The 19350-nt window shown below is 36.9% G+C and carries 16 protein-coding genes and 1 pseudogene; 2 read left to right on the top strand and 15 right to left on the bottom strand.

What is annotated here, in order from left to right; translation table 11 throughout:
• Positions 1–82: 82 nt before the first annotated feature.
• The 4 genes from tnpB to bdhA form a co-directional block, all read right to left on the bottom strand.
• Positions 83–1201 (bottom strand): IS200/IS605 family element RNA-guided endonuclease TnpB, encoded by a 1119-nt coding sequence (gene tnpB, locus NLJ82_RS03615; protein WP_000608415.1) that lies wholly within the window; start codon positions 1199–1201, stop codon positions 83–85.
• 269 nt (positions 1202–1470) lie between these two features.
• Positions 1471–2322 carry a phospholipase CerA gene (cerA, locus tag NLJ82_RS03610; RefSeq protein ID WP_000731014.1) on the bottom strand — a complete coding sequence of 284 codons (852 nt, stop codon included), beginning with the start codon at positions 2320–2322 and terminating at the stop codon, positions 1471–1473.
• A 253-nt stretch (positions 2323–2575) separates the two neighbouring features.
• The gene (locus tag NLJ82_RS03605) at positions 2576–2920 is read right to left on the bottom strand and encodes a potassium channel family protein (RefSeq protein WP_000948232.1); all 345 of its coding nucleotides are present in this window, start codon (positions 2918–2920) and stop codon (positions 2576–2578) included.
• 118 nt (positions 2921–3038) lie between these two features.
• On the bottom strand, positions 3039–4091 hold the full coding sequence (gene bdhA / locus NLJ82_RS03600; protein ID WP_000645822.1) for a (R,R)-butanediol dehydrogenase: 1053 nt from the start codon (positions 4089–4091) through the stop codon (positions 3039–3041).
• A gap of 225 nt (positions 4092–4316) precedes the next feature.
• On the opposite strand from bdhA, the gene NLJ82_RS03595 reads away from it, so the two are divergent.
• Positions 4317–5489, top strand: a complete 1173-nt coding sequence (locus NLJ82_RS03595; protein WP_000873241.1) for an MFS transporter — start codon at positions 4317–4319, stop codon at positions 5487–5489.
• A 36-nt stretch (positions 5490–5525) separates the two neighbouring features.
• Here NLJ82_RS03595 and NLJ82_RS03590 read toward each other — a convergent pair whose 3' ends face one another.
• The 11 genes and pseudogenes from NLJ82_RS03590 to NLJ82_RS03540 all read right to left on the bottom strand — a co-directional run bounded on the left by NLJ82_RS03590 (position 5526) and on the right by NLJ82_RS03540 (position 17474).
• Positions 5526–5867 carry a YcnL family membrane protein gene (locus NLJ82_RS03590; RefSeq protein ID WP_000665758.1) on the bottom strand — a complete coding sequence of 114 codons (342 nt, stop codon included), beginning with the start codon at positions 5865–5867 and terminating at the stop codon, positions 5526–5528.
• Positions 5868–6185: 318 nt separating this feature from the next.
• On the bottom strand, positions 6186–8585 hold the full coding sequence (inhA2, locus tag NLJ82_RS03585; protein ID WP_001252969.1) for a M6 family metalloprotease immune inhibitor InhA2: 2400 nt from the start codon (positions 8583–8585) through the stop codon (positions 6186–6188).
• 323 nt (positions 8586–8908) lie between these two features.
• Positions 8909–9556, bottom strand: coding sequence for a fructose-6-phosphate aldolase (fsa, locus tag NLJ82_RS03580; protein WP_000667663.1), 648 nt, complete (start codon positions 9554–9556; stop codon positions 8909–8911).
• Between the two features lie 34 nt (positions 9557–9590).
• Positions 9591–10517, bottom strand: a complete 927-nt coding sequence (rbsB, locus tag NLJ82_RS03575; protein ID WP_000758969.1) for a ribose ABC transporter substrate-binding protein RbsB — start codon at positions 10515–10517, stop codon at positions 9591–9593.
• A 14-nt stretch (positions 10518–10531) separates the two neighbouring features.
• Entirely contained in the window at positions 10532–11467 is a 936-nt protein-coding gene (locus tag NLJ82_RS03570) for an ABC transporter permease subunit (RefSeq protein ID WP_001074633.1), read from the bottom strand.
• A 2-nt stretch (positions 11468–11469) separates the two neighbouring features.
• A complete protein-coding gene (gene rbsA / locus NLJ82_RS03565; protein WP_041185200.1) occupies positions 11470–12954 on the bottom strand; it encodes a ribose ABC transporter ATP-binding protein RbsA in 1485 nt (494 codons plus the stop codon).
• A gap of 18 nt (positions 12955–12972) precedes the next feature.
• Positions 12973–13368, bottom strand: a complete 396-nt coding sequence (gene rbsD, locus NLJ82_RS03560; RefSeq protein ID WP_000716141.1) for a D-ribose pyranase — start codon at positions 13366–13368, stop codon at positions 12973–12975.
• A complete protein-coding gene (gene rbsK / locus NLJ82_RS03555; protein ID WP_001132854.1) occupies positions 13365–14261 on the bottom strand; it encodes a ribokinase in 897 nt (298 codons plus the stop codon). Before rbsK ends, rbsD begins: the two co-directional genes overlap by 4 nt.
• Before the next feature lie 13 nt (positions 14262–14274).
• Positions 14275–15246 (bottom strand): ribose operon transcriptional repressor RbsR, encoded by a 972-nt coding sequence (gene rbsR / locus NLJ82_RS03550; RefSeq protein ID WP_000104037.1) that lies wholly within the window; start codon positions 15244–15246, stop codon positions 14275–14277.
• A 137-nt stretch (positions 15247–15383) separates the two neighbouring features.
• Positions 15384–16996 (bottom strand): annotated as a pseudogene (locus tag NLJ82_RS03545) (MDR family MFS transporter).
• Positions 16997–17015: 19 nt separating this feature from the next.
• The gene (locus tag NLJ82_RS03540; protein WP_001132364.1) at positions 17016–17474 is read right to left on the bottom strand and encodes a MarR family winged helix-turn-helix transcriptional regulator; all 459 of its coding nucleotides are present in this window, start codon (positions 17472–17474) and stop codon (positions 17016–17018) included.
• A 272-nt stretch (positions 17475–17746) separates the two neighbouring features.
• Here NLJ82_RS03540 and glpT point away from each other — a divergent pair, with 272 nt between their 5' ends.
• Positions 17747–19096, top strand: a complete 1350-nt coding sequence (gene glpT / locus NLJ82_RS03535; RefSeq protein ID WP_000466372.1) for a glycerol-3-phosphate transporter — start codon at positions 17747–17749, stop codon at positions 19094–19096.
• Positions 19097–19350 lie beyond the last annotated feature (254 nt).

Genomic DNA, 19350 nt, shown 5'->3' with positions numbered 1-19350 from the left:
GAACTACTCACCACTTAACGTCCTTACGGACTGTTTGAAGTGGGAGATTCCTAAGTACAGAAGCCTAATGGCTTCTAATTCATTAGGCTATCCCCGTAGTTCCTACGGTTAGAAGCCTTAAAGCTTCATTTTTAAGATTGATACTTGCGTTAATATCTCTGTCGTGATGACTATTGCACTCAGGACAATCCCATTCACGAAGATTTAGATTCTTAACGTCTTTATTTTGATACCCACAACAAGAACATAATTGGCTTGAAGCAAATGTTTTGGATACCAGAATGACTTGTTTTCCATACCATTTTGCCTTGTATTCTAGCAACGTTCTAAATTGTGACCAAGATACTTCACTAATCGCTTTTGCTAACTTATGATTTTTTAACATATTCGATACTTGCAAATCTTCTATACCGATAACATCGTGGTTTTTGATGATTTCAGTTGAGATTTTGTCCAAGTAATCTTTTCTAGCATTAGCTATGTATTCATGAATTCTAGCTACCCTTACTCGTTGTTTATTCCAGCGAGAAGATCCTTTCATTCTTCTAGAAAGAACGCGCTGTGCTTTTGCCAACTTCTCTTCCAATGAGCGAAAAAATTTAGGGTTTTTATAGGTTGTTCCATCTGACAAAATGGCGAAATCTTTTAATCCTACATCCATTCCAATATAAGAATGTGTTTTCGGAAGTTCTTGCACTTCTGTTTCAACTAACAATGACACAAAGTATCTGCCAGAAGGGTTCCGTCTAACCGTAGCATTTAAAATACGTCCCTTTACTTCACGACTTTTGGCAAATCGAACAAGACCTAGTTTCGGCAATTTCATTTTGTTTCCGACAACAGCAATGTTTTCATTTGTTTGTTTTGTGGTATAAGATTGTACGTTGTTCTTTTTAGATTTGAAACGCGGGGCACTGTTTTGTTTTTTAAAAAAGCGTGTATAAGCATCCACAAGGTTGCGAACAGACGATTGAATAGCAATACTATCCACTTCTTTTAGCCAAACAAACTCTTTCTTCATGGCAGGAAGTTTGGCAGAGCATGTACCATATGTCAAACCTTTTCCTGTTTCTTTGTATGCATTATCCCATAGAGATAGGAAGTGATTGAATACAAAACGAGAACAACCAATCGTTTTATTGATCAGGATCGCTTGTGCTTTATTTGGATAGATACGAAATTTATACGCTTTATTGATCATCCTTCATTTCACCTCCATTTCGATATATTCCCATTATATACCAAACACACATTCGATAGTTAGTTAAGTGATTATGACAAATTATCCGGTAACACTTTACATATGTCGAACAATTAAGATGACTTCCTGCCATCTCTTGTTCGAAGCCAATTCATCTCCCACCTACTCGCTGGGCTACGCCCTTCACGCTCCTTGAGGAAGGAGTCTTCTTGGCTAAATTGATAAAAAGGTCAAATACTCTATTGTGAGATTTGACCTTTTTTAAATACTTAACGATCTCCGTACGTATCAAACCAAAGCTGAATGTATCCAGCAGTAACACGTTGTGCATCCATTAATCGCTTACCTGTCATTGGCGTAACTTCAGCGCGCCATTTATCTGCATATTCTTGTGACACAGCTGCTTTTACGAACCAATCTTTCGTATTATCATTTACAATTCCAGAGTAATCTTGTTTCGCTACTACTGCCGCTCCATGAATCCACTCTTCTGGATTTGTACCTTTCCAGTTCCAATATCCATTTCCATCCGTCACTTTATAATTATCTTTTATCGTATCTACAAAGTTTTCATATTTAGAATGGAATCCTTGTGGATACGAAAGATTTGTAAAGTTTGCTGCATGCATCGGTTGGTTTACATCTCCTAAATAATGAAGAGATAATCCTAAATAGAAGAATGCTTGTTTCATATCTTTATTTTTATATGATTCACCAGCTAATTTAAAATATTTAGCGCCAGTTTCTTTTGCCTGCTTTGCAAATGGAATATATGTTTTTCCATTGTCTGGATCATAGAAATGTGAAGCAAATGTGCTATTATCATAATAAGGATTTTCATAGTCAGCAGCATAAATACCGTTCTCTAACTCCGTACGCCATTCATTTAATTGTGCAACTCGATCTTGTTTTACAAGTGTTGTATTGCGAGACATAATATCAATCGCACGGTTTACAATCCATAAATGAGAATTTACGCCTTCTTTATGTTTATCTTCAGCAGACCAGCGGTGAACTATTTTTATTTTACTTCCCCCATCGTTTTCATGAGCAAATGCAACGCTTTGTAAAGGAGCTACTACTGTAATAGCTGCTGCTAAAGCAAGTACTTTCTTTTTCATCTGAAATCCTCCATTTTATAATCGAATTATTGTAAACTTTTTGTTAGGATCCTATAATGTCATCCGGTTAACCTATGACTAGAATATCCCACCTTTCATGAAATTTCTATTACTAAATCAAAATATGTAAATGTTCATATAATTATAACTTTATACACAGTGAATATAATGAATGAATACACTTTCATTTTAATAAACTATTATTAAGGCTTATCTAAACTAATGTAAAAAAAGAGTAAAGCACCCACATGCTTTACTCTTTTTTTCTATTCGATAATATACTCGGCAGTTGTACATTAACTGCCAACTTATGAATAAATCCAAATACTAATCCAATCCCAATAAATATGTATAAGATTGTAAATATCTTCCCAAAATCAGTTTGCGGGCTAAAATTCGCATCACCGACAGTCGTCAGCGTCACAACGCTAAAATACAAAGCGTCAAGAGGACGTAATTCTTCAACTGTACTATAAAAAATCGTACCAGATGTTAATGTTAAAAATGTTAATACGAATAATACTTGAAATTCTTTATCTTTCCACGCTCGTAAACAAGCTTTTAGCATTCGTTTCAATGTCAACATAAATGAAAGCATGAGACTTCCCCTTCCAAACAAAATACCTGTAGTTACAGGAAAGTCTATCACCTTTCTGTACAGAAAAAAAGTAGCCCTCTTCTATTTCTAGAAAAGAGCTACTTTTTACTATTCTATATTATTTAGGTGAAACAAGAATTTTCACTTGTGTTTTATCTTTTACAAGTGCTTCAAATCCTTCTTCAACAACTTGATCTACTGTGATTTTTTTCGTAATTAATTTCTCTGCTTGAATTTGACCAGAGCTAATTAATTTAATAACAGCTGGGAAGATATGACGGTATCCTAAAATACCAACCACTTCTTTTTCTTTTAGTACAAGATTGTTTGGAGTAATTGTTGCGTCTTTTTCCCATACACTAACAATTACAGTTTGTCCTTCGAAACTTGTACTTTCAATTGCTTGACGAAGTACTACTTCAACACCAGTTACTTCAAAGCTTACATTTACACCTAAACCATTTGTTAAGTTGCGAATTTCAGCTAATACATCTTGAGTCGCTGGATTCAATACGTAATCCGCACCTGCTAATTTTGCTAATTCTTGACGTTCTTTAGAAAGTTCAACTGCAATAACAGGAGTTGCTCCTGCTGCTTTAGCTGCTTGGATAACAAGAAGTCCAATTGGACCACAACCAAAGACTGCTACTGCTTCCCCTTCTTTTAATTTACTTTGACGTACTGCATGAACCGCTACTGCTGCTGGTTCTACAAGAGCACCTTGTTCATACGTCATTTCATCTGGAATATGGTGAACCATATCTTCTGGTACTACTGTATATTCAGAGAAACCGCCGCCTTCTCCGCCAAGACCGTGGAAAACAAGTTGTTCACAAACATTGTAATGTCCATGTTTACAAGCTTCACATTTACCACAAGAATAAATTGGTTCTACAACGACGCGGTCTCCCACTTTATGAGATGTAACGCCTTCACCGATTTCAACTACCTCACCGCTAAACTCATGACCTAAAATAACCGGTGCTTTTACATGTGTTAATGGATGCTCTTCTGTCGGAATAAAAATAGGTCCTGCTAAATATTCATGCAAGTCTGTCCCGCAGATACCACACCATTTCACTTTAATCTTAACTGCTCCTGGTTTTACAGTTGGTTCTGGTACTTCTTCTACTCTTACATCACGTTGATTATGCCAAAGTAATGCTTTCATTTTATACATCCCTCTCTATGTATATACTTAACCTGGTGAAGTTTACAAATCTATTATAATACTTCTATCCATATATTTCAAAAAAACAATCTCATTTCCACTAAATTTTAACAAATAACGTTCAATATTTTGTCACTTTGTACTTTTTTCCACATCTGTTAATTCAATTTCATTGCGGTTGAAATTCGCATTATGCCATAATAGCATAGGAGAGGTGAATATCGCTTGAAATATTTTATTTACTTTATTGTTATCGTAGCGTTTCTAGATACGTTTTCACAATTACCTATTATGAGTACGTTCGCTCAAAGTCTTGGAGGATCCCCTCTTATTATTGGGCTAGTTGTCGGCATGTACTCATTCGCTAATATGATCGGTAATATTATTGCTGGCGCTGCTGTCGATAAATTTGGTGCAAAAAAAATACTTTATATAAGCATGGGACTTACGAGTTTCATAGTCTTGTTATACACTGTTGTTCAAAGTGGTGAACAACTATTAGTTGTGCGCTTTATGCATGGCTTTAGTGATGGATTTTTAATTCCTGCTGCCTTTACGTTTTTATCCAAACAAACAAATGCAGCAAGGCAAGGTAAGGCAATGGCTCTATCTGGGGCTGCAGTTGGAACAGCGGCAATTGTAGGACCTGCTTTTAGCGGAATTATGAAAGCAACTGCCGGTATAGAGTGGGTGTTCATTACCATTTCTATTTTAATGGTTCTTGGTACAATTGTATCTCTCTTCTTCTTACCAAATAACGTATCAAGAAAAGATACTTCAAGAACACAAATGATGAACAAAGAAGATATGTTTGAACTATTGAAATCAGAACCGTTATTACAGGCATATATTGGTGCTTTCACACTCATGTTTTCACAAGGAATTGTCACTTATATGTTACCAGTAAAGGTTGAAGCATTAGCCCTTAAAGCATCTACAACAGGCATGATGTTAAGTGTATTCGGCATTACCGCTATCCTCTTCTTCTTACTGCCAACAAATCGTATTTACGATCGATTTAATCGTTCAAAACTAATGTTAATTGGTATTGCAGTAATGGCATTAGCATTATCTTTACTTGGATTATTCGCAACAAAAGGCATGCTCTTTATCGTTATGATGATTTATGGCATTGGATTCGCTATCCTTTTCCCATCGATAAACGCATTACTTGTTGAAAATACGACAGATGATAAACGCGGAAAAGCATTCGGATTGTTTTATGCTTTCTTCTCGTTAGGCGTTGTTGCTGGATCCTTTACAGTTGGAGCAATCGGGGCATCCCCTAGCGTTAGCTTCGTTATCGGAACTGCATTCTTATTAACATTTGCCGGAATGATTTACGTAAGAAGCAAAGTAAAAGGCAGAGACAAAGTAAAAAAGACAATGATAGGATAATTCCATCATTGTCTTTTTTTAATGATAAACTTCTATTCAACTTTTAACTTTCAATAAGCCGTATTTAATAAACAATATGGCATTATATTTTTCATAGAGATAATACAATGGATAACAAAATAAGAAGAAAATAAATACAGTTGGGACATCGTCTATAATAGAAAAATATTTTACTAGCAATTCCTTAATACTCTCTCCAATTATAATAAACAGTGGAATGATACAAATTGCCGCTAATATTAAGCATGGTGTGATCCTCATTTCTTTTAGCCCCACCTTACAGTGTGGACACTTGAATGAAAAAGGATGCGGGAGCTCCATAATATGTTGTGCAGTAATATTCCCTTCACACTGTGGACATTCAATTACTTCTTTCATGTAACTCACTCCTTTCTATCCATAAAAAAGAGCACTATCCAATAGCGCTTTTTTATTGCCGAATATATTACTTTTGTGTGTAGCCAAGTAACAATGTAAATAAATTAAACTGTAATGGCAATACTACAGTTCTTCTTTTACAAAAAAAGTGTATCAATACCAACGATACTTCGACAATTTCCTCGGAAATATTTCCTTTCCCTACATAATTTGATACACTACATATAAACAGACACTTGTATTACATAAGCTAAAATAATAACTTACTGTACAAATTCAAAAGCACATTCTTCATATGAAGAATGTGCTTTTCTGTTATTAACGTTTAATCCAAACAGCGCCTGCTGATTTATCATCTGCCTGTCCAACAACTTGGAATTTAAGTCCAAGATTCGGAACTTTTCTTCCTGCATCTGCAATTTGGTTGTTACTATATACTTTTGAATCATCAAAAGTTGTAACGCCTTGTAATCCAGAATAGTTAAACTGTCCACGTGTGAATGAATTTACACTCCATGCTGGTGTTTGATCAAATGAAAATGCTGCGTCTGCAATTTGCATACCTGTATTACCGTAAGTTGGTTTTCCGTTTAAATTGCCAACAAGTGCCTCTGGATGCGAATCTACAACACCAAGGAACCCTTCACCTGGATGCACCCCAACCCAGTTATCTTTAAAGCTATCATCTGCATACCAAACGACAAGACCTGTATTATACACTGGACCTTTTCCTGCTTTTAATCCATTATCTGATCCCGCATAGTTTCTCCACTCTAAGTAGTAATAATGAGCTTTTTTCTCTGTTCCATCAGAAACAACGAATCCATTTAACTGCATTTTTGATGTTCCTTCTGCATCATCAGAAAACACTACTTGTCCATCAACTGTTACATTTACATTATCCATCGCGAAGCCTTTATACGTTACTGCTGGATCTGTAATATAATCGAATTGCAGTTTTACCTTTTTCCCTTTAAATTGACTTAAATCGTATGACTTATCAATCCATTTCCCATCTGTTGTATCTTTATCTCCTTGGACTACTTTTTCTCCAAGTCTATCAATTAATGTTTTCGTTCCATCTTCTGTTACTGCATGCACTTCAACAAAATCGCACTCTGCTTCTAACTCATAATTTGCTTTATAATCAAACTTTGCATTTGTTCCTTTTGTTAAATCAAAGAACGGTGTTTCTAATGTTGTATGCATATCATCGCCTCTTGTACTATAATATGCATGCTTTCCAAACTCCGGTTTAATCGTTTCAACGCTTTTGCCTGGTAAGTTAACACGTACAACGCCTGGACGATTTGATTTCGTAACACTTTGATCAATATATGTAGGAACTCCTACACCACGCTTAATTTTATCGTAATCTACTTCTAAAATTTTTGCCCAGTTGCCACCCATATTCTTTTGTAAGAAATCTTTATTTTGTGGTGAGAAACTAGTTGGCTCTGTTCCTGCAATTTTCCCTGTCCAACTACCTCCACTCATTAATGACCAAGCTTCGACAGGTGAACCGGTTCCAGTATATTTCGTATCATATTCATCTGGTAAGCCAAGGTCATGTCCAAATTCATGCGCAAACACACCTACTGCTCCATCTTCTGGTTCAATTGTGTAATCATGTGCTGCTACTTTTCCACCAAAGTAATCTACTTTTGATTTTGTGCCTTCAATCGCTACTGGATCTACTGCTAATTTTGAACGATGTGACCAAATGGCATCATCGCCTAATTTACCACCACCTGCTTCTTGACCAACACCAGCATGGATTACCATTAAATGATCAATTACACCGTCAGGCTCATTTTGATTCCCATCCCCGTTTGTATCATATCTATCAAACTGATCAAATTGAGATAAATCTAATCCTTTCTCAGCAGCTGCATGCAAAGCTTCTTTCACTAAATCACGTGCACCTTTCGGACCTTTATTATCGTGACCACTGCTACCATCAGCACCGTAGTCAGATGCTTTTCCTGGAACTGTTAGCCACTCCGTTACATATCCGTCTGTCGTATAACTACCACCAGACTGCTCTTCATAATATTGTTTAAACGTTTTTACTTTTGAACCATCAAATAACGTGTACGGCTCATTACCAAATAACATCTTTTGATAATGCTCTCTACTAAAGTCATTCGAATACATATACCCTGGTGTTTGATCAATATTATTATGTTTATAATCACTAAATTCAACGAGTAACACTAATACCTTATCCGTTCGAACAGATCCCTTATACGGTGCTTGCTTTGCTTTAGATGTTGGAACTTGTCCGTTCAATTGTTTTTTATTTGGTTCAGGCTTTTGCTCAGGGCTAACGTTTTTTTCAGGTTTCTTTACCTTTTCCTTTTCTTCCATTTTTTTCTCTTTTATTTTTTTCACGAAATCAGATGCCTCTTTAGCAGTATCAGCTGGAAGAATTTCTTTATTTGCCTGATCTCCTTGTTTCTTTTCAATATATTGCTCGACAGCCTTTTTCGTCTCTTCTTTAGAAGATGCTGGATTAATTTCTCCTCTTTCTTTCAGCGCTTCCGCTAGACGATCTTCTTGAATTAAATTGTAATCAATTGGTGTTGTAGATACATTTTCTTTCTCTTTTGCTGGCGTTTCTGCGTACGCTAATGGAGCACTCATTACAGATGTGCATCCGATAATTGCCGCAATTGCTAATGACGATAACACTTTAAATGGCGCTTTTCTTCTCATTTCATTTCTCTCCTTTTATAAAACTTAAAATTCAGATAAAGTGGGATAAATAAGTGCATTTAAATCAAAAGCTCTACTTTCTGCCCTCCCTATATAAAAAGGCATAATTCTATAAACATTAAGCTTTCTGTTATAGAATCATGCCCTCCAGTTTTCTGGTCAGACTCTCTATCTGTCTATATCAAAATATGAAAAATAAAGAGTGATTTGTATATATTAAATAGTTTATATAACAAATTTAAAAGACAATATGCAAAATTGCATGAAAATTCTTTTAAATAAAAAGAATCCTAGTCAATTAAACTAGGATTCTTGATTTTCTATTATTTCTCTTGTGTTTTTTCCCAATCAGCTAAGAATTTCTCAATTCCTTGATCTGTTAATGGATGCTTCACTAATGAAGCAATTACGTTTGCTGGGATTGTTGCAATATGTGCACCGTTTAATGCTGCGTCAGTTACGTGAACACTGTGACGTACAGATGCTGCGATAATTTCTGTTTCAATACCATGAATTGCAAAGATTTCTGCGATTTGGTGAATTAAGTCCATACCGTTATGACCGATATCGTCTAAGCGACCTAAGAATGGTGAAACGTATGTTGCACCAGCACGAGCTGCAAGTAATGCTTGAACTGCTGAGAACACTAATGTAACGTTTGTACGAATTCCTAAGTCAGAGAACGCTTTTACTGCTTTTAAACCTTCTGTTGTCATTGGAACTTTTACAACAACGTTTGGAGCAATTTTCGCTAACTCTTTTCCTTCTTCGATCATTTTATCTGCTTCTAAGCTAATTACTTCTGCACTTACAGGTCCTTCTACAACGCTGCAAATTTCACGAATGCGCTCGTGGAAGTCTACGCCTTCTTTTGCTACAAGTGATGGATTTGTCGTTACTCCAGCTAATACGCCTAATGCATTTGCCTCTTTAATTTCGTTAATGTTTGCTGTATCAATAAAGAATTTCATTTGTTATTCTTCCTTCCTAATTTTCATTTTATATTTATTTATTTTTCTTAATAAGCTCTAATTCAATCGGAATAGATTTGTCCACTTTTTTACCTTGCGTGATCTCTTTTGCTGTTTGCATCGCCTTCTCTCCGATTAATTCCGGTTTTTGAGCAACTGTTGCAGCCATACGCCCATCGTTAACCGCTTGCACAGCATCTTCTGTTGCATCAAATCCAACAACGACTACATCCGTTTTTCCAGCAGACTTCAATGCTTCAAGTGCCCCTAATGCCATTTCGTCGTTGTGCGCAAACACGGCTTTAATGTCGCTATTCGCTTGCAAAATGTTTTCCATAACAGATAATCCTTTTGCTCTATCAAAATCAGCCGCTTGTTTAGCAACTACTTTTAAAGATTTATCCGCTACGTTATGGAATCCTTTCCCGCGCTCACGAGCAGCAGAAGATCCAGGGATTCCTTCTAATTCAGCAACGTTTGCTCCTTCGCCAACTAATTCACGAACGTAATCACTAGCCATTTGACCACCTTCAATGTTATTAGAGGCAATGTGAGAAACAACTTTACCTGAATTTGCAACGCGGTCTACTGTAATAACAGGAACATTCGCTGCATTTGCTGCACTTACTGCTGAAGCAACAGCATCTGAATCAGTTGGATTAATAACAACTACATCGACACCTTTTTGAATTAAATCTTCAACATCATTTGTTTGCTTTGCTGCATCATTTTGTGCATCAACAGCAATCAATTCGATGCCACTATCTTTCGCTTTCTTTTCTGCACCTTTTTTCAAAGTTACAAAGAAGGGATTATTTAAAGTTGAAACAGAGAATCCAACTTTAATAGTTTTATTTCGACCTTTATCGCTAGAATCCTTTGCCCATTCTGGTGGTTCCATTGAACAACCAGCAGTAATGACCATAATACATGCAACGAATATAAGTAACCATTTCTTCATGAACTGTCCCTCCATTACGCTTCTTTTCGGCGATCAATTAATACAGCTAGTAAGATTACAAGTCCTTTTACAACTTGTTGGAAGAAAGAAGATACACCTAATAAATTTAAACCGTTATTTAGTACACCGATAATAAGTACACCGATGAATGTACCAACAATCCATCCTCTTCCCCCAGAAAGACTAGTTCCACCTAATACAACTGCTGCAATTGCATCTAATTCGTAAGAAGTACCTGCAGTCGGCTGTGCAGAATCTAGTCGTGATGTTAAGACAATACCTGCAAGCGCTGCCAAAATTCCGGAAAGACCGTAAATCATTACTTTAATTCTCGTAACATTAATACCTGATAATGCTGCTGCTTCTTCATTTCCACCAATTGCAAATGTACGGCGACCAAATGTCGTTTTCTTCAAAATGAAGTACAGCACTGCGAAAGCAATCATCATTGTAACAGCTGGTACTGGAATACCAAGAAAATAACCGCGGCCAAACATTTGGAACATTAAATGATCACCAAGACCAGTGATCGGACGTCCGTCCATATAAACAAGCGTCAACCCGCGAAAAATAGTCATTGTTGCTAAAGTCGCAATAAATGGAGCTACTTTTCCCTTCGCTATGATGATACCGTTTACAATTCCCATTACAAGACCAGCTAATAATCCAACTGCCATCGCAAGGAACGGGTCCATGCCACTTGCCATCATTCCAGCAACAAGTGCACTTGATAATGCTAAAATAGAACCTACCGATAAGTCAATACCCCCTGTTAAAATTACAAAGGTCATTCCGAATGCAATAAGCGCATTAATCGATACTTGACGCAGTATATTAAATAAATTTGGAATTTCAATAAACGCTGGATTTAAAGCCGTAATTACTACAATAATTAGCGCTAGTCCAATTAAAGACCCAAGTTGTTGTAATACATTCCCCTTCTTAGCCATCCTTACTCTCCCCCTGTAGCTAGTGCCATAATAGACTCTTGTGATGCCTCATCTTTCTCTAAAATGCCGCCGACTTTTCCTTCATGAATAACAAGAACGCGATCACTCATCCCTAAAACTTCTGGAAGCTCAGATGATACCATAATAACGGCATCTCCTTCTTCGGTAAGCTTATTCATAATAGAGTAAATTTCTTTTTTTGCTCCAACATCAACACCCCTTGTTGGCTCATCTAAAATGAGTAACTGCGGGTGGATACCTAGCCATTTTGCAATTACAACCTTTTGCTGATTTCCACCAGAAAGAGATTTTACCGCTTGCTCTCCACTAGATGCTTTCACATTAAGAAGCTTCATCATGTCCGCCGTAAACTGTTGTTCTAGTTCGTTACTTACGACACTCCCCTTTGAAAGACTTTCTAAATTCGTTAAAGCCAAATTTTCCCGAATTGAGAAATCTAGCACTAACCCTTCAGATTTTCTATCCTCTGTAATGAAAGCGATTCTTTGTCTAATCGCATCTATCGGACTATCAATCTTTACTTCTTGTCCATTTATAAAAATTTGGCCAGAATCTAAAGGTTCGTATCCAAATATCGCTTTCATAATATCTGTACGGCCAGCTCCCATCAAACCAGCAACACCAAGGATTTCACCTTTTCTCACCTGAAACGATACATTTTCAAACTTCCCTTTTTTCGTTCCATTACGCATTTCAAAAATAACATCGCCAATTTGACTATTTCGTTCTGGGTAACGTTCACCAATGCTGCGCCCCACCATCATACTCACTACTTCATCAAATGATGTTTCTGGAATTAATCTCTTTCCCACGTATTCTCCATCACGCAAAATCGTAATAGCATCACATATTGAGAAAATCTCTTCCATACGATGCGAAATGTACACGAATGAAACACCTTCTTTACGTAACTTATTGATTACTGTAAAGAGCGTTTCGATTTCACGATCCGTCAGTGCCGCAGTAGGCTCATCCATAATAATAACGCTTGCATTTGTCATTAGTGCTTTCGCAATTTCGATAATTTGCTGTTGTCCAACCGATAACTCTCCTGCCAACATAGCGCCTTTTACATGTAATCCTAACTCCGCTAGTTGCTGCTGCGCAATCGCGTTCATTTGACGCGTACGTAAAATACCTGTCTTCCCATACATTAACTCTTTACCGAGAAACATATTTTCAGCTACTGTTAAATTCGATAATATGTTCAATTCTTGATGTATAAATGCAATACCGTACTCTTCAGCTTCTTTCGCATTTTTAAAAGTTCGTTCTTGTCCATCAATCGTAATCGTTCCACCATCTCTTTTGTATACACCTGTTAAAATCTTCATGAGCGTTGATTTACCCGCTCCATTTTCCCCCATCAATGCATGGACTTCTCCTGTTTCAATCATAAATTGTGCATTCTTCAAAACAGGATTTCCATTGAACGCCTTTGAAATATTTTTCATTTCAATACGCATTCCCATCACTTCCCTTTATTAAAAAATAACGCCTGCATGTAAAATTACATTGGCATAAGGCGTAGCCTCGCCTGTACGAATAATGGCCTTCGCTTTCTTTGTATGCTCTTTAAATTGTTCATGAGATACATATTCAAACGCTGGTTCTATTAATTTTAGTTCGATTTCTTTATTTACTTCCGCATTGTTGTTAATGACTTCTTCTGCTAACGTCACTTTTTCAATTGCCATATCATCCGCTACCACTTGCAATACATCTAAAAAGCTAGGTTTTCCTATTTCAACAGCTAGATCAATTCTCTTTACTCCGTCAGGAATTGGTAAACCGCAATCAGCGATTACAATCGTATCCGTATGTCCAAGTGAAGCAAGCACTGCTGCAATCTCACTGTTTAATACGCCGTGCTTTTTCATCCGACAATCACCTGCACTTCACGTACTCTATCTCTCGTTGGCATACCGCCTTGTGCTCCAAGCTTCGTTACAGAAAGACCACCAGCAATATTCGCAAAACGAATTGCTTTTTGAAGTGTTTCTCCTTCAGAAAGCGCAACTGCTAATGCACCATTAAATGTATCACCAGCTCCAGTCGTATCTACTACATCAACAGCAATGCTAGGAACATGTACAATCTCCGTACCATTATGGAAACGTACACCGTTAGAACCTTCTGTCATCAATAGTTTGTTTGGATATTTAGCCAGTAACTCTTCAATTGGTGATGTGAAATCATCTAATACGATGCGACACTCATGTTCATTTGGCGTAATATAAGTTGCCTTTTCTAAAATATCTTCTGATAACACTTGTGCTGGCGCTGGGTTTAACATAACCGGGATTTTGTGTTCCTCACAAATAGCTAATACATATTTTACTGTTTCAAGCGGAATCTCTAGTTGAAGCACAACCATATCAGCTTTTATAAGAAGATCTTTTGAACGATTTACAACCGACTCATTGACAAGAGCATTCGCTCCTTGCACGACAACAATACTGTTATCCTCTTCTGCTAAAACGATATGAGCAATTCCTGTCGCCGCATCTGTAACCGGTACCACATAGTCGATAAAAACGCGTTCGTTCTCTAAATTTTTTCTAACTACAGTTCCATAATTATCGTCTCCTACCGCTCCAACCATCGCTACATTTGCGCCTAATCTAGCTGCAGCAACCGCCTGGTTAGCTCCTTTCCCTCCTGGAATTGTATGAAATGCTTCACCAATTACTGTTTCCCCTGCTTTCGGACGTTTTTTTGAAACGGCCACTAAGTCCATTGAAATACTACCTACTACTGCAATATTTGGCATCTATTTCATCTCCTTATTTCGTTGTATTTCGTTCTATAATTTCAATCGGTAAACGATAGTGTTTCTCTTCTAATACGTTTCCTTCCATCTGCTCTAACAACAGTTCTGTTGCAACTTTCCCCATTTCATAAATTGGCTGTGCAACAGTTGTAATAGATGGATACATCATCTCTGTTAAAGAAATTCCATCGAATCCGATAATTTGTAAATCATCCGGAATAGAAATCCCCTTTTGAAGCGCAGCCTTTACGATACCTATTGCAATTAAATCATTCCCAGCAACAATTCCATCAATATGCGGGTATTCTTCTAATAGTTCCACCGCTACACGCTCACTATTAGCTGGATCAAATGTACTCTCTGCAATCATATAAGAAAGATTATTTTGCGTAATAACGTCTACAAAGCCTTCAAAACGTTCATTAGCTGTACTTACGTCACGCGGTCCACGAATATGCGCAATATGTTTACAGCCTTTATCTATTAATAACTTTGTCGCTGCCTGACTTCCCGCATAGTTATCTGCATACACAGCAGGTATACGCTCATTAAACATACGGTCAATTGCAACGACTGGTACTGACAAGTTCATGTAATTCACACTATTTTGTGGATTTGTCGCTACAATAAATCCATCTACATTATTTTGCCTAAGTACATCAATATATTGCTTTTCTTTCTCTAAACTTTCATCAGAGTTACAAAGTACAACTGTATACCCTTGCTTATGCGCTACATCTTCTACGGCACGTGCAACTTCTGGAAAGAATGGATTCACGATATTTGGAACAACTAAGCCAATTAAACGAGATTTTTTATTATACAGTGAACGCGCTACTGTACTAGGCTTATAGTCTAGCATCTCAATCGCTCGTTCTACTTTCTTTAACGTATCTTCATGAACATATCCATTTTTATTTAACACTCTGGAAACGGTCGCAACAGATACTCCCGCTAATTTTGCAACGTCTTTAATCGTACTCATTTTCTTTCCTCTCCATTTCATGTAACCGTTTACAGAAGATAATATAACGTATTTCTAGAAATACGTCAATCATTTCTCACGAAAAAGCTTTTAAGGTTATACTCAAAAAAGCACCGCCATAAGGCGATGCTTTTTCATTACGAATAGGATACAGTTTGTTCTTTTTCCTCTGTAGCTGGCTCTTCAGCATCTTTTTTACGATCTGACAGTTTAATCTTCTGTAAGAAAATCGTAAAGATAGCGCCTACTACGATAAATACTAATCCTGTTAAGAATACAGTATGAAGTGAGTCTACTAAAGAGTTTTTCAAAATTGGTACAATGCTATTAGCGAATCTTCTGGCATTTGTTTTAATGCCTCTGGACTAAATAACATTGAATATAAGCCTTGCGGATCTGTATGAATCATATCTTTAAATTTCGTTACCATTTGTCCCGCTTCTTTTGGGAATGTATCTAATACAGGTACTAAATTTTTTGTTAACGTTGTACCTGAAGTGTTATTCATGATTGATCCTAAAATTGTAATACCAAATGTTCCGCCGATTTGACGGAAGAACTGACTTGATGATGTTACGACACCAAGATCTTTTTTCGGGAAGCTTTCTTGTAACGCTAATGTTAATGTCGGCATTACAAGACCCATTCCTAAACCGATAACCATCATATAAGAAGTAGCAGTCAATTTAGTTGTGTGCATATCCATCGTTGTTAATAACCAGAACCCTCCAGCCATTATAAGCATTCCTGTAATAATTTGTGGTTTTACACCAACTTTTAATACAAGTTGCCCGCCAATAATACTCATCACAATCATTGTAATCATCATTGGCGTCATAATTGTTCCTGATTCAGCAGCACTTACTCCTACAATTCCTTGCATGAAGAATGGTACGAACATAATCGCACCGAACATTCCAATACTCATAAAGAATCCAATCGCATTTAGTAATGTAAATGTACGATTTTTAAAGAAATGCATCGGTAAAATTGGTTCTTCCGCTTTCGTTTCAACGATAACAAAGCTAACGATACCAATTAAAGCTAATGCAAATAACCCGATAATTTGCCAAGAATCCCATGCGTAATCTTTTCCACCAAACGTTAATGCAAGTAATAAACTTACAACACCGAGAATCATCGTAAAGATCCCAGCGATATCAATTTTAATTGGTCCTGTTTGTTTATGTGATTTTAATCCCATTGCAATAAAGATTGTTGCTAAAATACCAACTGGCAAGTTAATGTAGAATACCCATCTCCAGTTCACTGCATCTACAATCCAACCACCCACTTGTGGTCCAATTACAGAAGCAAGACCGTATAACGCACCAAAAATACCTTGCCATTTCGCACGTTCTTTCCCCGTGAACATATCTCCAATAATAATCATAGCCATCGGCATCATAATACCGCCGCCAAGACCTTGAATACCACGGAAAATAATTAATTCTGTCATACCATTTGCCATACCACATAATGCTGAGCCAACCATAAAGATAACTAGCCCTGTTATATATACGTTACGACGGCCAAGTAAATCCGCTAATTTACCTGCGATTGGTACAACTGTCGTTGATGTTAACATATAAGCTGTTGTTAACCACGTCATTAAGCTTAATCCGCCTAGTTCACCAACGATACGTGGCATTGCTGTACCAACGATCGTTCCATCTAAGGCAGCAAATAGCATCGCAATGATTAAACCGATTAACAACAACTTTCTATTTATATTTTCTTGTTGCTCCATGTAATCTCCTCAATTCCTCTTAGTTATTCTCTTTTTTCTCTTGTGTCCCGCAAATAATTGTTTCTAACTTCTCAAAGAGGCGTAACAAATCTTCTCTTTCTTGTAATTCTAAATGCGAGAAATATTTTGCAATGTGCTCATTACGAGCGGTCATTGCCTCTTCTACTCTAGCTTTCCCCTTTTTGGTTAACTCAATGACGACAACACGACGGTCCTCTTTGTCGTGATAACGCTCTACAAGCTCTTGGTCAATTAAGCGATCGATCATCACTGTAATTGCACTAGGCTTTACATACATCTTTTTTGCTAATTTTGTCGCCCTTGAAGCTCCATAATGATCTAAAATCTTTAAAATATAAAACTGCGGTGGTGTAAGTCCTGTTGCTTGCATTTGTTCTAATAACTCTGTCTGCATTTTCTTTCCAATCGAAAAGGCAAGAGCTTGAATTTTATCGATATGCGTCATATCATTTGGCATGTTATCCACCTCTTATTTAAACAATAAAATATTTAACGTATTTAAATATTAATCCGACGAACAAAATCCGTCAACACTTTTTATCTATAAAAACGTTTACATTTTTGTCACAAAGTTGTATAATTTTCGACGAAGTTAATATTGACAGTCACGGAGAATCGGAGTACACGGCTATGAATCATAAAAAAGGAAACTTTTTTATATTTCATGGCCTTTTTATATTCTCTCTGACTTACGACACTTCGAATTAATTTGGGGAGGATTTTCATTTTATGTTTTTCACACAATTCTTTAAACCTGCGCCCCACGCGGAACGCTTACCAGCTGATCGCGTTGATAGTGAATACCGTAAATTACGTTTACAAGTATTCTTAGGTATTTTCATCGGCTATGCAGGCTACTACTTTGTTCGAAAAAACTTTTCACTAGCAATGCCATACTTAATTGAACAAGGCTTTAGTAAAGGGGAGCTTGGGGTTATCCTTTCAGCAGTTTCTATCGCTTACGGATTAAGTAAATTTCTTATGGGTATCGTATCCGATCGTTGTAATCCTCGCTACTTTTTAGCAGCTGGGCTATTTTTATCAGGTATCATTAATATTATTTTCGGCTCATTTTCTTTCATTACAACGAGCATTATACTTATGTTTGTACTTCAGTTTTTAAATGGATGGGTACAAGGGATGGGATGGCCTCCTTGTGGTCGTACAATGGTTCACTGGTTCTCTATTAGTGAACGTGGTACAAAAATGTCTATTTGGAACGTCGCTCATAATGTCGGTGGCGCACTTATGCCTTCCCTTGTAACATTAGGGTTATATTTCTTTGCAAATGACTGGAAAAGTATTTTTTACTTCCCAGGTATTCTTTCAATTTTAGTTGGTATTTATGTATTAATTACGATGAGAGATACACCTCAATCTTGCGGATTACCTTCTATTGAAGAACATACTGGAGAATATCCACCAGATGAAAAAGTACAAGATCGCGAACGCGAACTTTCAGTAAAGGAAATTTTATTTACATACGTACTAAACAATAAATTTTTATGGTACATCGCTATTGCGAACGTTTTCGTATATTTCGTACGTTACGGTGTTGTAGACTGGGCTCCTACTTATTTAGTAGAAGAAAAAAGCTTTACTCATAGTAGCTCACGTACAGCTTATGCTCTATATGAATGGGCTGGTATTCCAGGTACACTTCTTTGCGGCTGGATGAGTGATAAACTATTTAAAGGACGCCGCGCACCTGCTGGTATTTTATTTATGGTTGGTGTATTTATCGCCGTTCTTGTATACTGGCTAAACCCTCCTGGTAATCCAATGGTTGATAGTATCGCACTTGTTGCAATTGGATTTTTAATTTACGGACCTGTTATGTTAATTGGTCTACACGCTCTTGACTTAGCACCAAAGAAAGCGGCTGGAACTGCAGCTGGATTAACTGGCTTCTTCGGTTACTTAGGCGGAGCAGCTTTCGCTAGTGCCGCTATGGGCTTTATCGTCGATGCATTCGGATGGGATGGCGGATTCATCTTATTACTTGTATCTTGTGTACTTGCAATGTTCTTCCTTGCTCTTACTTTAAAGACAGGATCTCCAAAACAAAAGCAAGCTTAAGCACTAATATTATTCTTATCAAAAAAAGAGAGACTGTTCTTTCCAGAACGTCTCTCTTTTTTCTACATATAATACTTTTTTCTTACAAAAGATTTATTTCCCTCCCTTATACATGTTAGCGTTTTCAAAGCGCTTCAACTACTTATATACATGCATCCAATCTCTATATAAAAAGATTTTTGAATATTTTCTCAACTTATGCTTGTCAAACATTGTCAATTTATATTAAAATAACAACAACATACAAAATATTT

This window comes from Bacillus paranthracis, assembly GCF_024296885.1.
GTDB lineage: Bacteria > Bacillota > Bacilli > Bacillales > Bacillaceae_G > Bacillus_A > Bacillus_A paranthracis.
This window is presented reverse-complemented; position numbering and strand designations above follow the sequence as displayed.

What these genes read in the sequence shown, in the direction of transcription:
- rbsA (WP_041185200.1), bottom strand. Translation starts at nt 12,954, where the DNA reads ATGCGTATTGAAATGAAAAATATTTCAAAGGCGTTCAATGGAAATCCT.
- tnpB (WP_000608415.1), bottom strand. Translation starts at nt 1,201, where the DNA reads ATGATCAATAAAGCGTATAAATTTCGTATCTATCCAAATAAAGCACAA.
- cerA (WP_000731014.1), bottom strand. Translation starts at nt 2,322, where the DNA reads ATGAAAAAGAAAGTACTTGCTTTAGCAGCAGCTATTACAGTAGTAGCT.
- rbsR (WP_000104037.1), bottom strand. Translation starts at nt 15,246, where the DNA reads ATGAGTACGATTAAAGACGTTGCAAAATTAGCGGGAGTATCTGTTGCG.
- NLJ82_RS03590 (WP_000665758.1), bottom strand. Translation starts at nt 5,867, where the DNA reads ATGAAAGAAGTAATTGAATGTCCACAGTGTGAAGGGAATATTACTGCA.
- rbsD (WP_000716141.1), bottom strand. Translation starts at nt 13,368, where the DNA reads ATGAAAAAGCACGGCGTATTAAACAGTGAGATTGCAGCAGTGCTTGCT.
- inhA2 (WP_001252969.1), bottom strand. Translation starts at nt 8,585, where the DNA reads ATGAGAAGAAAAGCGCCATTTAAAGTGTTATCGTCATTAGCAATTGCG.
- NLJ82_RS03540 (WP_001132364.1), bottom strand. Translation starts at nt 17,474, where the DNA reads ATGCCAAATGATATGACGCATATCGATAAAATTCAAGCTCTTGCCTTT.
- glpT (WP_000466372.1), top strand. Translation starts at nt 17,747, where the DNA reads ATGTTTTTCACACAATTCTTTAAACCTGCGCCCCACGCGGAACGCTTA.
- bdhA (WP_000645822.1), bottom strand. Translation starts at nt 4,091, where the DNA reads ATGAAAGCATTACTTTGGCATAATCAACGTGATGTAAGAGTAGAAGAA.
- rbsK (WP_001132854.1), bottom strand. Translation starts at nt 14,261, where the DNA reads ATGCCAAATATTGCAGTAGTAGGTAGTATTTCAATGGACTTAGTGGCC.
- fsa (WP_000667663.1), bottom strand. Translation starts at nt 9,556, where the DNA reads ATGAAATTCTTTATTGATACAGCAAACATTAACGAAATTAAAGAGGCA.
- rbsB (WP_000758969.1), bottom strand. Translation starts at nt 10,517, where the DNA reads ATGAAGAAATGGTTACTTATATTCGTTGCATGTATTATGGTCATTACT.
- NLJ82_RS03570 (WP_001074633.1), bottom strand. Translation starts at nt 11,467, where the DNA reads ATGGCTAAGAAGGGGAATGTATTACAACAACTTGGGTCTTTAATTGGA.
- NLJ82_RS03605 (WP_000948232.1), bottom strand. Translation starts at nt 2,920, where the DNA reads ATGCTTTCATTTATGTTGACATTGAAACGAATGCTAAAAGCTTGTTTA.